Source organism: Brakhagea baltica, from assembly GCF_052161605.1.
Classification (GTDB): Bacteria; Planctomycetota; Planctomycetia; order Pirellulales; family Pirellulaceae; genus JBKCUI01.
Genome location: NZ_CP197409.1, coordinates 5420924 through 5434993 on the forward strand (window position 1 = coordinate 5420924; position 14070 = coordinate 5434993).

Annotated in this window: 11 protein-coding genes; 8 read left to right on the forward strand and 3 right to left on the reverse strand. The window is 51.0% G+C overall.

Translation table 11 applies throughout. The annotated features are described in order from the left end of the window. Nucleotides 1-35 precede the first annotated feature (35 nt). Together SH449x_RS21010 and SH449x_RS21015 are read right to left on the reverse strand one after the other, a co-directional pair. Nucleotides 36-1832, reverse strand: coding sequence for an alpha-L-rhamnosidase-related protein (locus SH449x_RS21010; RefSeq protein WP_482378041.1), 1797 nt, complete (start codon nucleotides 1830-1832; stop codon nucleotides 36-38). Nucleotides 1833-2187: 355 nt separating this feature from the next. Then, nucleotides 2188-2736 (reverse strand): hypothetical protein, encoded by a 549-nt coding sequence (locus SH449x_RS21015; RefSeq protein WP_482378042.1) that lies wholly within the window; start codon nucleotides 2734-2736, stop codon nucleotides 2188-2190. A gap of 4 nt (nucleotides 2737-2740) precedes the next feature. On the opposite strand from SH449x_RS21015, the gene SH449x_RS21020 reads away from it, so the two are divergent. The 6 genes from SH449x_RS21020 (at nucleotide 2741) to SH449x_RS21045 (ending at nucleotide 7770) form a co-directional block, all read left to right on the forward strand. Then, on the forward strand, nucleotides 2741-3055 hold the full coding sequence (locus SH449x_RS21020) for a hypothetical protein (protein WP_482378043.1): 315 nt from the start codon (nucleotides 2741-2743) through the stop codon (nucleotides 3053-3055). 43 nt (nucleotides 3056-3098) lie between these two features. After that, nucleotides 3099-3614: a hypothetical protein gene (locus tag SH449x_RS21025; protein ID WP_482378044.1), complete on the forward strand. Its 516-nt coding sequence runs from the start codon at nucleotides 3099-3101 to the stop codon at nucleotides 3612-3614. Further along, nucleotides 3611-4687 carry a hypothetical protein gene (locus SH449x_RS21030; protein WP_482378045.1) on the forward strand — a complete coding sequence of 359 codons (1077 nt, stop codon included), beginning with the start codon at nucleotides 3611-3613 and terminating at the stop codon, nucleotides 4685-4687. Before SH449x_RS21025 ends, SH449x_RS21030 begins: the two co-directional genes overlap by 4 nt. A gap of 162 nt (nucleotides 4688-4849) precedes the next feature. Continuing rightward, a complete protein-coding gene (locus SH449x_RS21035) occupies nucleotides 4850-6346 on the forward strand; it encodes an ISKra4 family transposase (RefSeq protein ID WP_482376812.1) in 1497 nt (498 codons plus the stop codon). A gap of 171 nt (nucleotides 6347-6517) precedes the next feature. Then, nucleotides 6518-6802, forward strand: a complete 285-nt coding sequence (locus tag SH449x_RS21040; protein WP_482378046.1) for a hypothetical protein — start codon at nucleotides 6518-6520, stop codon at nucleotides 6800-6802. Next, nucleotides 6799-7770 (forward strand): prepilin-type N-terminal cleavage/methylation domain-containing protein, encoded by a 972-nt coding sequence (locus SH449x_RS21045; protein ID WP_482378047.1) that lies wholly within the window; start codon nucleotides 6799-6801, stop codon nucleotides 7768-7770. The genes SH449x_RS21040 and SH449x_RS21045 overlap by 4 nt, the downstream gene beginning before the upstream one ends. Before the next feature lie 504 nt (nucleotides 7771-8274). Here the strand turns inward: SH449x_RS21045 and pyrF are convergent. Continuing rightward, nucleotides 8275-9159 (reverse strand): orotidine-5'-phosphate decarboxylase, encoded by an 885-nt coding sequence (pyrF, locus tag SH449x_RS21050; RefSeq protein WP_482378048.1) that lies wholly within the window; start codon nucleotides 9157-9159, stop codon nucleotides 8275-8277. Nucleotides 9160-9617: 458 nt separating this feature from the next. On the opposite strand from pyrF, the gene SH449x_RS21055 reads away from it, so the two are divergent. Both SH449x_RS21055 and SH449x_RS21060 read left to right on the forward strand, forming a co-directional pair. Beyond that, entirely contained in the window at nucleotides 9618-10070 is a 453-nt protein-coding gene (locus tag SH449x_RS21055; RefSeq protein WP_482378049.1) for a transposase, read from the forward strand. Between the two features lie 470 nt (nucleotides 10071-10540). Further along, nucleotides 10541-14002 carry a C45 family autoproteolytic acyltransferase/hydrolase gene (locus SH449x_RS21060; protein ID WP_482378050.1) on the forward strand — a complete coding sequence of 1154 codons (3462 nt, stop codon included), beginning with the start codon at nucleotides 10541-10543 and terminating at the stop codon, nucleotides 14000-14002. The last annotated feature ends 68 nt before the right edge of the window (nucleotides 14003-14070 follow it).

A 14070-nucleotide genomic window follows, 5' to 3' on the forward strand; every position in this document is an offset into this window, starting at 1 on the left:
AATACTCCCTAGCCCACAAGTCCGTGATTTCCTTTCTAACGAACCTCCAGGACGACCGTACCGGACATGGCCTCATCCACCAGTAGTCGATCGCCTACGGGACGAGAACTCAACTGCTGATCGCCCTGCCAGACCGATTGCCTCTGACCAGTCCGAGGCAATTCGATCATTGCGGTCATCCCTGGCGGGAGCTTGCAATGGATCCGAAAGGAACTGGTGTTGTCCCACCGAATTTCGATCGGCCCGCGAGGGGTCGGGACCGTCCCCTCAGCAAATTCAAGCCCGGATAGGTACGGCTTGATCCGGCATTGAGCCCAACCAGGCTGAGCGGGCGTGACTCCCAACACGAAGCGGGGCAATAGGTTGGCCGGGGCTGCACCCCAAGGATGATTCCAGTCTTGATTCGGTTTGTACTTTTGATCCCAAGCCTCCCAGGTAATCGTCGTTCCGCTATCGAGCATGTGTTTCCAACTCCGATCCGAATCGGCCAAAATCAGTTCCATCGCTGGAACGTCAGCTTGGTTTAAAAACAATCCTTCCAGTAGAAACTGAGCTCCATAGACCGAACATCGCATTCCCCGGCTCGCAAGCTCGATTGCCATCTCTCGCCGATCTTGATCGGGAACCAACCCGAAGGCCAACGGGAACAGATTCGCATGTTGCGAACTGTGGTCTGTACCAATACCGTCACGAAACAACTTGCGATCCGGCATGTACAGCAATTCGTGGAACTTTGTCAAACGCTCACGATACAGGCTAGCGAACCGCTGGACATCGTCCGATTCCCCCAAGTAGGTAGCCAGTTCCCGCATACGATCCAGACTGGCCAAGTGAAAAGTATTTACAACGGTGTTGATGGGCCGAAATACAAACCCATCACGCTCCACCGGTGGCCAATCCACAAGATCCGTTTTTCGATGTTGAGGCTCCATGCTCTCGACCAAACCGCTGGCCCCAACACGATGCTCAAGCATTTTTTCGTGGAGCTTTGGATATTGTTCCCGCAGCCAGTCTATATCTGCCGTGTGAAGGTAATCGGCATGGGCTATTAGGATCATGTACGGAGCCCACTCACTGGGCCAAGTGCCATTGGCCAGCAACCAAGCGAACGTATCGCGAGCCATGGTGAAGTCATCATCTGTCGTGTAATGACTGATTTGATTGAGATAGGTATCCGCCTCATAAGGGATTCGTTCGCGATCTCCATCGACGTATACACCAGCGAACGTAGTGGCTTTGATCGAATAACGACAGAGTTCCCAGATCGCGTTGAGATTGGGATCGGATGAATGGAAGCGGGCCGCACCATCATTCCAGGACTTGGAAAAAGCGGCACGTCGAATCACATTCAACTCGGGAAGTGGAGAACCATCCAGCGACTCGATTTCGAGCCATCTGAAAGGGACCAAGGTTCCCCATTCGGCAGGAGTAAGAACGGCCGGCGGATGGTGAACGCTCACCTGCTCCGAGTTACGAGCATTCGGAGGAGGACAGACCACTGCGGGTTGGTCTTTCGTCAGTTCCACCTGCACTGCATGGTAACGGACAGAGCCAGGAGGCTGTCGATCGATTCGCCAATCAATCTGCTTCTCACCAAAATGCACTCGAAACTTCCCCGTGGTCTTGGCGACTAATTGAACGTTTCCAAAGGCAACTCGATCGAAATCGAAAAGCCGTAACGATTGGTCGATGGGGGTAATTGAGACGGGCGATTGCTGGAACAAGGCGACATTTTTTTCCGCAGGAATCCAAGGCTCATCCGCATTGGCTTCGCAACACAGCACGGATATCGACAAGATCCAAAGCATCCTAACTCTTATTATCAAATTCATGTATCACTTACGTCTTTGTTGGAAAAAAAGATTGGCGAAGCAACCGTCTCTTCGGCGAGCAAAAGACGCTCAACCTACCGTTGATTGTAGGTTATCCTGGATGCATTGTCCGCCCAAGAGTTGTTAGGCTGCATTGCATCAATCGAACTTTCAGAACGAAAATCAAACAGCGGTAACCACTTTTGTTTTGATTTGGTTTTCAGCCCAGAATGGCGACATAATCTCTTCAGCTGTGCGTAAGTCACCGGATTCCGTTTCTGATTTGCTTTTGGCTTTCTGAAAAGAGTGGGGAGTCGGTCTGTTCTCAAAGGCAGCGATTCCTGTGATCTTCTGGAATAGAGCTTCACAGGTGTGGTTACCGCTGAAAGAAGTGGTCCCGGTTGAACGCCGACCATTTTTTCGTCATGGCAAGTACAATTCGACGGTCGAGGTAAGTGCTGTGTCCCAAACCAAGTCCAACACAAGCAAGTACACCGTTGCGACTCAACCTTTTGGACTCCTGATAAAGGAGGGTGAGGCCTTGCCTTTCATGCAAAGTAGGAAATTTTAGTAGCCCGAGCGATCGTCCTCGCCCCCGTTCCGTTAGGGAAGTGATCCATGCTGTCACAAAATAAAAAAAATATTTTTTCAATTTTTTCTTGCATCTTGAAATATGGTCTGATAAAACGCTGGTGGATATAACCTTCTCCGTGAAGTCTTGCCCAGGAGATGTCTGATGACACCCAACACCCAACACCCAACACCCAACACCCAACACTATCCTCTTAGTTTTGTTGATAGTCTGCGGTTGCAGTAAGGCGGAGTTACCAATTCCATCTCCGATTGCAGTGACGAAGACGCCCTCAGTAACTTTTTCACCAGTTGTTGGGGCTAATCCAGTTGAGTCCCAACCAAAAATAGACATTGGGGTGTTATTCGTAGATGAAGCAACCTATTTTGTCCTAACTCCTCAGTTGTTGGGTTTGAAAGACAGTGACGATTTGCACCACGTTGAATCTTCGTGTGATTGTTTGGTTCCATCGTTGGTGACGTTTCGAGATGCATCTTCGGAAATTATTCAAGGAGTAAGATTCGATTTTCTTGTTCATGATCAATCATCTGTTGTCAAACGGTCTCAAAATCTGGGTGTCGAGGTCCAGTTGATACTTGGGGATGGTTCGATGAAACAGGCAATGCTCTTGTTCTTACTCGCTCGCGATACGCGGCACGGATCCGAGGGTTAGCTGTATACTTTGTTTTTTGACTTTTTACCTTTTGAGGTGATTTATGAAAAAGTGGATTTACTATGCTGGTGCTGTTTTGTGTGCGACGGGTGCCGCACTGCTGATGTTTAATAGCAATGAATCCTTGGTGCGAGCTGATATTGTTCCGGCTGAGTTATGCGAGGAAGTTGTCGATGGTCCCGATGGCGCCATGAATTTCGGGATCATATTCTGCACGAAAGTGAAAGGACATAAATGTAAAAAGGATTGGGCTTGCAACGGGTTTCAGTTTGATGCATTTGACCCGTGCAGAATTGATCCGGCGACGGGACAGGTCGTAGGAGAATGCAAACATTGTTCGATACCTACTCCGGGCGATTTTTGCGAGTATACCGCAAACCAGACTGATTCATGCAAATTACGTGACACCTATTTAGGTTCGAGCACTAAGAATTGTGGGATTCCAACTGCTGGTGAATGCATAGCAGATCCAGCATCACCTGGTGGAGCAAAATGTCGAAAGGTTCCCAATGGACCGGTTGCGCATTTGGATTGCGGAAAGGTCACAGAGTGCAAATGACGACTGCATCGCGACTGCTGGCTTGTTCTATCGCATTCTTGCTATTTTGCCATGCTGTCCATGGCGCGGGACTGGAGTCCGTCGCACCGTACTTGAAAACCATCAAAAAGTATCGATGCGTCGAGTACAAGTATAAGAGCTATCAACTCCCGCTGCCTGGGTTGGATGCAGACAAGTGGAATGGCCTGATGCTGATCGAGTCGTTTGATACAAAGTATGACTTCATCGAAGATCACTACTGGGCACGTCGAGAAATCTACATCGAGGGCAAGTCCAAAGCAACTTGGAATTTCGTATCGTATGTAGACGATGAAGAACGCCAATATATCGATCCGGATTGTCCGCTCTATCGTCAGGACAAGTCCGGTTTGGGAGGTGGGGTCATAAAGCTCGCAGATAAGGAGGAGATGGCGTATTATCTTGGCATCGATTCCTATCTTGGGTTTCAGGAGTTGACTACCGGTCTCGGTCTCAGAAAATCACTCACTGATTTGCTCCAATCGAGACCCATTAAGGAAGGTGCTGATGGTGCAGTGGTTATTGATAATATATTCAATATGCCTACTGAGTATTCCTACTATGACCTAGAAATCGTTTTCGATCCCGAACATGACCACCTCCCTCGAATCGTTCGTGCCTACGAAGTACTTTCAAAGCTTGGTCAACGAAGGCTCCGACACTTTTGGATGGTGAATGAATTCTATCGTGAACCCCAAACGGGGCTATTCGTTCCAGTCGACATGGAAACGGAATATAAGGGTAAACTCGGACGAAGGCTGATCGTTGACAAGGAATCGATCGTTCTGAACAAAGTCCTTCCGAAAGACGCTTACAAAGTTGTATTTCCCCCCACGGTGGAAGTCCTTGACGATATCCGTAGAGTGATGATTCTGGATGGGAAAATCATTGAAAAGTTGGATGCAGACCCTACCCTCTTTCCACGTTGGAGTACGACTCGAATCCTTTCCATCGTCGGTACCTGTTTGTTCGTCCTAGGGGTTCTCTTCTTTATTTACAAAGCTCGATCTGCAAACCTGATAGTTATATCTCTGTTGAGTTTGGGATGGGTGTGACCGGCTCATCGTTGCTTAGTCGGTAGTGAGTCGCGATTTGCTAGCACAAGATATTGTGGCATCATTTCCGGCGACAACCAATTGGTTTCGTTTTCAGTATTGAGAGAGATAATAAGGGTAACGGCGAGCTTTTTCGTCGGTTCTCAATCACGGAGTCAAATCATGAACGAATCGTTGGATTTCCAGAATGTAGATTGTATTGTCGCACAGCTTAAAGAGCTGGCTAACACAGCTTTTCGTACGGGGCAAGCGATCGACCAAACGGAGCTTGATTTACACAAGCGACTAATGGCTCTCGGACATGCATTGATTGGAACAATCATCGAGCAAGCAGGCCAGGGAGATGTTGGACCTACCATCGAGAAGAAAGGGCGAGTCTATAATCGAATGCCCAAACGGACTCGGAGGTATCGCTCCATCTTTGGCGATTTCAGAATCGAACGCTACGTCTATGGAACAACACCCGATCAAGCGATCCAAGCCATTCCTTTGGACGAGCATTTAGGGCTCCCGCAGAATGATTATTCCTTGGTCTTCGAGTCGTGGGTCGGAACTCATGCGACCGAATCTTCCTTCCATAAAGCGGTTGGGTTACTGGAACGAATCACGTCACTCCACGTCCCAGTCGACAGCGCCGAACGGATCGGAAGCCGATTGGGAAAATCAGCGGCCTTGGTACTCGATAATCCGCCATCGATCGATCGAGCTACCGAGGCAGAACTCTTGGTCCAAACCAGTGACAACAAAGGCATCCCGATGGTACGCAAGCAAACGGAAAAAACACCTGTGGGTGCTTCTGTCGAACGCATGGGCCCCAAGCCGGGGCAGAAACAAATGGCGTGCATGGCCGGAGTGTATACCGTAGATCGCGATGTTCGAACGGCTACAGAAATCATTGATGCTTTATTCCATGAGCCTGAGTCAGGCGAGACAAGTAGATCAGAAGCTAAGCCGAAGAATCCTCGGTACTTTGGGGCGTTGACCAAGCATGATTCTAACGGAAACGTGATCGGTAAGTCCGCTGAAGAGCAAGCTCAGCAATGGCTAACTGCCAATACGCTCCGACGCCACCGAGAGGGTCAAGAGATTTTGGTTATGCACGACGGGCAACCATCACTTTGGAACTTAGCGCATGAGTACCAGGAGGGATGGAACACGATTGAAATACTGGACCTGATGCATGTACTTCCGCGAATCTGGGCAGCCGCGAAGATCATCCAACCAGATTCGCAAAGCTCGTATGTTCGCGAACAGCTGCTGCTACTGCTTAAGGGAACCGAAGGTCTAATGATCATAGGAATCAAGACTGCGATGAGACGCAAGGGCATAAAAAAAGCACAACGCGAAGAGCTTGGCAAGATCGTGAAGTATTTGGAAAACAACCGCTCACGAATCAAGTACGGTGAGTATTTGGCAAAAGGCTATCCGATATGCACTGGGTATATTGAAGGAGCCTGTCGGCATGTGCCCAAGGATCGAATGGAAAAGAGTGGGATGAGATGGAAGGAAAAAGGAGCCCAGACCATGCTGAACCTTCGCTGCATCGAAGCGAGTGAGCTTTGGGATGTCTTAGCCACAACGCACCGAACGGTAAACCTCTCGATCTACGGTAAGAAACGAGTGAACTATAGCGATCAGTTCTTGGCAATGGCGTCGTAACTAACAGAACAACCGGTCACACCCGTTTGGGATTGGGTGGTTGTTCGTCGAACCATCAAGTTTTAAACGAGACCGTTGTTTCTGATTCGGAAGGTACACCCATTATCATTCCGGGGGAAGACGAGTGGGCTACCGGAGCTCGAAAGAGTCGCAATATTCGAGCAGGGTAGCTTGAGTTCGGCGTGGTCCGAACCGATTTTGGAACTGCAAGCAGGAAAATCCGCTCGGATGGAGTTGTTACTGGATGCGGATGATGAGTTTTTGTCCCTGGACACAACGCATGGGATCGAATGGAAACAGATCGAGCAAACCGAGGATAAAGTAGTATTCGATATTTCGATAAAGGACGCAGAAGTCGCAGCAGATTCTCGAATAGCAGAGGTCGTCGCAAACATGCGTTTTCGAGAAAGCCCCTTCAGTATTCCCTGTCGTGTCATCGTAACGGGTACGCAATGAGAAACGCCATATCGCTGATTGAGCTATTGGTGGTAATTGCAATTATTGGTTTGCTTGCTGCGATAGGAATTCCTGCGGTTCTGGCGGCCAGAGAGGCATCACGTCGCACCACCTGCCTTTCTAATCTTCGTCAACTTTCTTTAGCCGCTCAGCTCAAAATCGATAGTGAACATAAGCTTTTAGAAAATCGATTTTATTTCGATGCCGAACACATTGCGACCCAAGAACGCCTCTGGATAAACGATGTGAGATCGCGATTGGAGGGGCTGCCGGCTGGGCGGTCTCAGGCATATTTTGTCTGCCCAAGCGGCTTCGGTGTTCTTAAATTTCCAGCTTCGGTCGACAAGTTCAATAGTTCGATTGTATTGGGACCACAAGACGAATCGGGAGACTACGTTGCAAATGGTGGTCTCACAACACCACGCGATGCTTTGAAGCCACTCGAGCCAGCTTATTTGCGTGCAGGCATTGCTGCCGACGTGATTGGCACCGAGGGGAGTCGCAGTGACACTATGATTCTGGGAGGTAGATCGAATACGATAGTGTTTTGGGAATCTCTCGGTGGACTGATCATAGATGTTCATCCTGAATTTGGCGATAGATTCCGAACCGAACTCACTTCGCGAAACGTCGCAGGTCTTTCCTCGGATGGTAGCTCCGCAAGAAGGGTACCGATTCTCAATCTCGAAACGGAACACAAGTATTGTTTCTCGACCAACGGTCGAATGATTGGTTACATGGTGTTGTTTAATCCGTTTTTCCAGCCGCTTCAGGAGAGTGACCGTTCGCTACTTGTTCACCGCTACCTCAATATTTCGAATCGACATGGCGCTCCCTTTTCTTTGCACGCGAAAGTTGTCCCCATGGCCTTTATGGATGGAAGCACGAGATTGATTAGCGAAACATCGAACAGCAGAGTGATTGCGAATCTTTCGACAATCACCAACGATCTTCCCATCGAAGAGTGAGCTTCCGATTTCACTCATAGGCGACAAGTGGACGACACGGCATCTTTCCTCTATCCCACGCCAATGTGCACTAGCTTGCAACGCTAGAACTGCGTCACTTTTGGTAGATTCAGTGTAACCGTTCGTCTTACGGCTCCACTGACCTAGTGTCAGTGGACCGATGACTCGTTGGCTAGCCACGAAACGCCACATCCGTGTTTTTCGCCCCCTTGAGCTTGCCTCAATGGAGCGCATGACTCGCTGGCTAGAGGACGTACCGACGCCGCGAAATCTTCGTCTTTAAAACTTCACCCTTCACGTTTCAAACTTCCATCGCTCCCACCGAGAAAACTCAGTGGAGAGCCGGGGGGCGGTTGGCGGACGCGGCGTCCTAGCTGGTTAGTCGTGCTTCCACTGACACGATGTCAGTGGAGAGCAAGTGGTAGGGAGTATATTCATTGTCGATGTTTATTCAGTGTAATCGTTCACTCTGTGAACGGTTACGATTCTGTTGCACCGATTGCCCTAGCGGTGACTTAGTTCCAAGATCATGTCGCGCGTTGCCTCTTCCACCGAGCGCTCCCATTCGGGCGAACTGGAGTACTTGGGATTTTCGTAGGCAAAGATAATGCCTCGCGAGCTGTTGACGAGTGCTCCCAAGCCTGATGCATCGAAGCCGTGCTTAACGTCTGCAGCCCCGCCACCTTGTGCGCCATAACCGGGAATCAAAATCCAAGCGTTCGGCATCCGCTTTCTCATGGCAGCCAGTTGCTCGGGGTAAGTCGCCCCGACGACGCAACCGATCGATCCGTACGCATCGGGACCACTCGCGGTGGCGACCGCTTTTTCTTGAACCAAGTCCGCAACCCGTTCAGCAACTGTCAGCCCGTCGATGATCCGATCTTGCATGAAGCCGCTGCCGGGGTTGGAGGTTTTGACCAAGACAAAGATCCCGGCGTCGGCTTCCACGCATCGGTCCACAAACGGTTCGAGCGAATCAGCACCGAGATAAGGACTCACGGTGAGAGCGTCGGCACCGAAAGGGCTCGAGGCCCCCATGTAAGCACGAGCATAAGCGGTCGCGGTGGAGCCGATATCATTTCGCTTTCCGTCCAGGATGACCAACAGCCCTTTTTCGCTGGCGTAGCGAATCACCTCCCGCATTGCGACCACACCGAGCGGCCCCAGTTCTTCGAAGAAAGCGCTCTGCGGCTTCACGACGGGAACTAGAGGTGCCACGACATCAATGATGGCTTTGGAGAAAGTCAAAAAGGCATCCGCTGCGGTTTGCTCGTCGTGTACGTCAGCGGTGAGAGACGACGGTAGTTGAGCGAGGCGAGGGTCGATCCCGACACAAACGGCATTTTGCTTTTCCATAACGGCTTGGCTCAGCCGATCACCAAATCCCATTTATTCTGCTCGATTCTGTGCGAAAAAAGGAAAACATCTCCCCAACCAGTCTTGCTGGGGGCTCACCGAGGTCGAACCGTCAATATAGACGACAGGTTCGATAATTGCCTAGGGAGGATTAGAAATAAGGCCTGGAGATCGACGAGCGTTATGTCTAGGAGTGAATGCAATTGGATTAGCCGTTCCCAACTGCGAAGCAGTTCCACAACCTAGCCCGGGGTCGCGGAGCGCACCCCGGGTCAACGAACACAAAATCCCCAACCAACCCCAACGGGGTTGCACACCGCCCACATGTTGACCCCCGTTGGGGTTCGTATAATGTTTACGTTACCGTTCCCGGGGTGCGCTCTGCGACCCCGGGCTGTGATGTTAGACCGCTTCGCGGTGGGAGCCATCGCAAATGGTTGCACTAAGTTCACATTATATTAATCGAGTATAGTACACAGGAGACACGCCCCATGGGTCAATCGCTTGTTCAGATTTATGTTCATATTGTGTACTCGACAAAGAACCGAGTTCCTTTTCTCAAAAATGCCGCGGATCGGAAGCGACTTCACGCATACCTCGCCGGTATCCACAAGAACCTCGACGCTCCGGCTTTAGTTATCGGAGGAGTGGAAGACCATGTTCATGTGTTGTGCCGTCTTGGGAAAACGATCGACATTTCCGATCTGGTCCGGGACGCGAAGAAAGATTCTTCTTCCTGGGTGAAGTCAGAGCTGTCGATCAAAAACTTCTATTGGCAAACAGGATATGGTGCATTTTCCATCAGTCCGAGCCATATCCCAGCGTTAACCGCATACATCGAGAACCAAGAAGAGCATCACAGAAAGGTTACCTTCCAAGATGAATTCCGAAGGTTGTGTAAGAAATATGGCCTGGAGATCGACGAGCGTTATGTCTGGGAGTGAATGCGATTGGTTTAGCCGTTCCCAACTGCGAAGCAGTACTACAACACAGCCCGGGGTCGCGGAGCGCACCCCGGGTCAACGAACGCAAAATCTCCAACCAACCCCAACGGGGTTGCACATCGCACCATGTTGAACCCCGTTGGGGTTCTTATAATGTTTACGCAACCGTTCCCCGGGGTGCGCTCCGCGACCCCGGGCTATGATGTTTGACCGCTTCGCGGTTGGCCGACGAGACGGGTTGTGGACTCTTGAATGGAGGATTGTTTACCACGCCGACCAATGCAACGCAGAATCATTCCGATTTAGGTTCGTGTATCAACTGTGAAAAGGGAGCTTATGGTGTAAATCCCACGGGTAGTGGTGTTTTTCCGCCTAATCGGCTGTGGTATGATGAACGAGTGGTTATTCGCCTCAAATCCCCTCCTGCTGCTGGTCCCGTCTACTTTCTCCATCTCTCCTGGAACCTGATTATGAATGTGTACCGAAATTATCTTGCAGGACGAATTGCTCTCGTTTTGCTAATTCTCGTGTGCCCCACCATCACACGTGCTGAGCCGGCGATAGAGCCAGACGTGCTGCTGGCCAAGCAGATGGCACCGTGGCTGGACTGTCTCGCGCTCAAGCGAGAGTCTTTCGTGGTACGAGGGAACGTTAACGTTAAGATCAGCGGCAAGGAGCAGTTGGTCGAATGGACCTTTGCGAGACAAGACGGCCAACGGTTTCGATTGCACATGAGCCATCCCGAGTATGAGTTCGGCATTGTTCGCAGCCAAGACACAACAGCTCTAGTGCTTCCCAAGCATAATCGAATCTGGCTCGGAACCGGCTCCGTTGACGCAGTGGATCACATCGCTCCCGAAGATGCACTCACTCGTTTAGTGAGCGATGGGTCGATCGTGTTCTCTGCCAAGTCGCTCGTTAAACAAGTCGATACACCGGTGGATTTGGCTGGAGCGGTTCTATTCTTGAGTGGCCTCAAGCATCAGGTGAGTGATGCGGCTGATGCAAACGGTTCGTGGGCCTTGCCAGACGGTAGCCGACTGACTTTCGCAGGTTCGTCGGTCAGTTTTCAATCGTCCGACGCGACTGGTACGCTTACCGTTGGGGACTTAACCGACGAATTAGCGTTGCCTAAGACAGTCGATGAACAATGGCTCGCCTCGCAATTTGGAAATCTTCAAGTTTCGAAGCTCGACCGGCAAGAATTGGAGATGACCCTGGCCCGCGGTTTGCGACGAGCCTTTGAGGTCCTGGCCCCATCCCCCAAGCTGACCAATCCCAGGATCAAAGAAAAGAGTGTGGACAACGGACAACTGCTGGCTGTGAATGGCCAGCGAGTTGCTGTGCTTTGGGGCAGCCCCGAGCAGATCGGCACAGCACATGGCAAACTGCTCAAGGATGAAACGGTGCGCTGCATCGATTCCGTGATTTACGGATTTGGGGCAGTTCAGACCATTGCGACGGGTAAATGGTTTCGAAGCGAATTGGAGGATGCTTATGAGCGTTTGGCGCCTCACATCCCAGAACGTCACAAACGAGAAACGAGAGCTCTGGCAGACTCGTTAGGAATCGATGGCCGGTTGCTCGAGGTGGTCAATGTCTTTCCTGAGCTGTTTCATTGCTCCGGTTTTGCGGTCTTCGGGGCAGCGACCGAGGGGGGCAAACTCTACCATGGTCGGGTTCTCGACTACATGACGACCATCGGGCTTCAAGATGCAGCCACCACCTTTATCGTTGCTCCTGATGATTATCTTCCGTTCGCCAACGTCGGCTACGGTGGATTCATCGGCAGCGTCAGCGGTATGAACGGAGCGAAGATATCGCTCGGTGAAATGGGAGGCCGCGGCGAGGGGCAATGGGATGGAGTTCCGATGGCCACGTTGATGCGTCGTGCCCTCGAGGAATGCTCCACGCTCGAAGAAGTCAAAGCACTCTGGAGCGACAATCCACGAACCTGCGAGTACTACTACGTCTTCGCGGACGGCAAGAACCGATCTGCGGTAGGTGTCGCCGCCACGCCTGAGAAAATCGAGTTTGTGAATCCAGGGGAGGCTCACCCGTTGTTGGGAGATGGGATTCCGGATGCGGTTGTCTTGTCGGCTGGCTCTCGGCTCGATGAGCTAAAAACCCGAGTGAAGAGTTCCTACGGCAAGATCGATACAAAGATTGGGCAGGAGCTCATGTGTCGACCGGTCGCCATGGCGTCCAATTTGCACAACGTTCTTTTCGTACCGGAAGACTTGGTACTGCATGTTGCTAACGCCGATCACAAAAATCCTGCCGCTGATCGTCCTTATACTCAGCTCGATTTGGCGGGCCTGCTTAAAAAGATTCCTGCGGTCGAGAACAAATCCAAGACCGTAGTAGCAACTACAGAAAAGGTTTCACTCAGCAGCCCGACGAACAGCTCATCAACCAATTTTATAACAAAGGATTCGATTCCGACGGAGCTAAGGGAAACAGATGAGCGAGCCCGAAAAAGCTTGGACGAATTGCTTTGGACGCCCAGCAAGTTCGACGTATCGATTGAAAACGTTGGCAAAGAAACGTATGTCCGTTTTGCTTCTCCGATGAGTACGGGAAACGCGACGAATGATAGAGTCGCTTTGCAATGGTTCCAAGCAACGGGCTCCAAAGCAAAAGCGGCAGACGCGTTGCCAGCGGTGCTTGTTGTGCATGAGTCTGGACGAGGCATGACAGTCGGGCAGATGATTGCCAAGGGGATTGCGAATCAAGGCATCCATGCGTTTATGATCCATCTGCCTCACTACGGTGTGCGACGTTCTGATCAGGCGGAAAGCGGAGATGTCGCCTTAGCGCTAAGGCAGTCGATAGCGGACGTTCGCCGGGCTTACGATGCGATCGCAGTTCTTCCACAAGTCGATAACTCGCGAATCTCGCTTCAAGGAACTAGTTTAGGTGGTTTCGTCGCTGCAACGACTGCCGGGATCGATGATCGTTTTCATTCCACGTTTGTTCTACTAGCCGGTGGTGATCTCTACGGTGTGGTCACGCAAGGCAAGAAGGATGCCCAGAAGTTTCGGAGTCAGATGGCCGCTCAGGGCCTAGATGACGAAGGAATTAAGCAATGCCTCGATTGCGTGGAACCGCTGCACCTAGCTCATCGAGTCAATGCAAATCGAACATGGTTGTATTCGGGTAAGTTCGATGACGTAGTGCCACCGGAAAACTCTAAGCAGTTCGCTGTCGCAGCCAAGCTTCCGGAATCGCATCATATCGAAATGGAAGCAGATCACTACTCAGGAATCTTTCAGTTGCCCACCGTGCTCAAGCATATTGCGTTTGTTGCGACGACGGCAGTCGCTGTTGAGGCTGACGAAGCGAAACTGCAACCTGGCTTCCGCTTGTTGTTTGATGGCAAGTCATTGGACGGTTGGGAAGGAAACCTGGATTTTTTCCGGGTCGAGGATGGAGCGATCGTGGCCGGCACTCTGGAGAAAGATATTCCGCACAACGAGTTTTTGTGTACCAAGGAATCGTTTTCTGACTTTGAGCTTATCTTCGAGGCAAAGCTGCGAGGCGTCGGAGACAACGCGGGGGTGCAATTCCGTTCTAAGAGAGTTCCCAATTCTACCGAGGTGAGTGGGTATCAATGCGATGTGGGCACCGCATGGAATCGTAGCGTGTGGGGATGTTTGTACGACGAGTCACGTCGAAACAAGATGTTAGCCGATGCCCCGGCTGACAAAGCAGCCGAGTGGACGAAGAAGGGTGAGTGGAACGAATTGCGAATCGTGGCCAAGGGGAGCAAGATAAAGCTTTACTTGAATGGGAATCTCTCGGTCGACTACACCGAGGAAGATCCCAAGATCGCAAGATCCGGAATTATTGGTCTTCAAATTCACTCGGGACCGCCGTCGGAAGCCCTTTATAGAAATATCCAGATTAAAGTACTCAAAGAGGACGAATAGCTGCGTAGGCTAGGCGGCCTTTCCCCACCGTAAGACTAACACCGTTGCATTCCTCTCCTGGGAGAAAA

Excerpts from the sequence above, each read along its gene's own strand:
- SH449x_RS21045 (WP_482378047.1), top strand. The coding sequence starts at position 6,799 with ATGAGAAACGCCATATCGCTGATTGAGCTATTGGTGGTAATTGCAATT.
- SH449x_RS21025 (WP_482378044.1), top strand. The coding sequence starts at position 3,099 with ATGAAAAAGTGGATTTACTATGCTGGTGCTGTTTTGTGTGCGACGGGT.
- SH449x_RS21060 (WP_482378050.1), top strand. The coding sequence starts at position 10,541 with ATGAATGTGTACCGAAATTATCTTGCAGGACGAATTGCTCTCGTTTTG.
- SH449x_RS21010 (WP_482378041.1), bottom strand. The coding sequence starts at position 1,832 with ATGAATTTGATAATAAGAGTTAGGATGCTTTGGATCTTGTCGATATCC.
- SH449x_RS21030 (WP_482378045.1), top strand. The coding sequence starts at position 3,611 with ATGACGACTGCATCGCGACTGCTGGCTTGTTCTATCGCATTCTTGCTA.
- SH449x_RS21015 (WP_482378042.1), bottom strand. The coding sequence starts at position 2,736 with ATGTCTATTTTTGGTTGGGACTCAACTGGATTAGCCCCAACAACTGGT.
- SH449x_RS21055 (WP_482378049.1), top strand. The coding sequence starts at position 9,618 with ATGGGTCAATCGCTTGTTCAGATTTATGTTCATATTGTGTACTCGACA.
- SH449x_RS21035 (WP_482376812.1), top strand. The coding sequence starts at position 4,850 with ATGAACGAATCGTTGGATTTCCAGAATGTAGATTGTATTGTCGCACAG.
- pyrF (WP_482378048.1), bottom strand. The coding sequence starts at position 9,159 with ATGGGATTTGGTGATCGGCTGAGCCAAGCCGTTATGGAAAAGCAAAAT.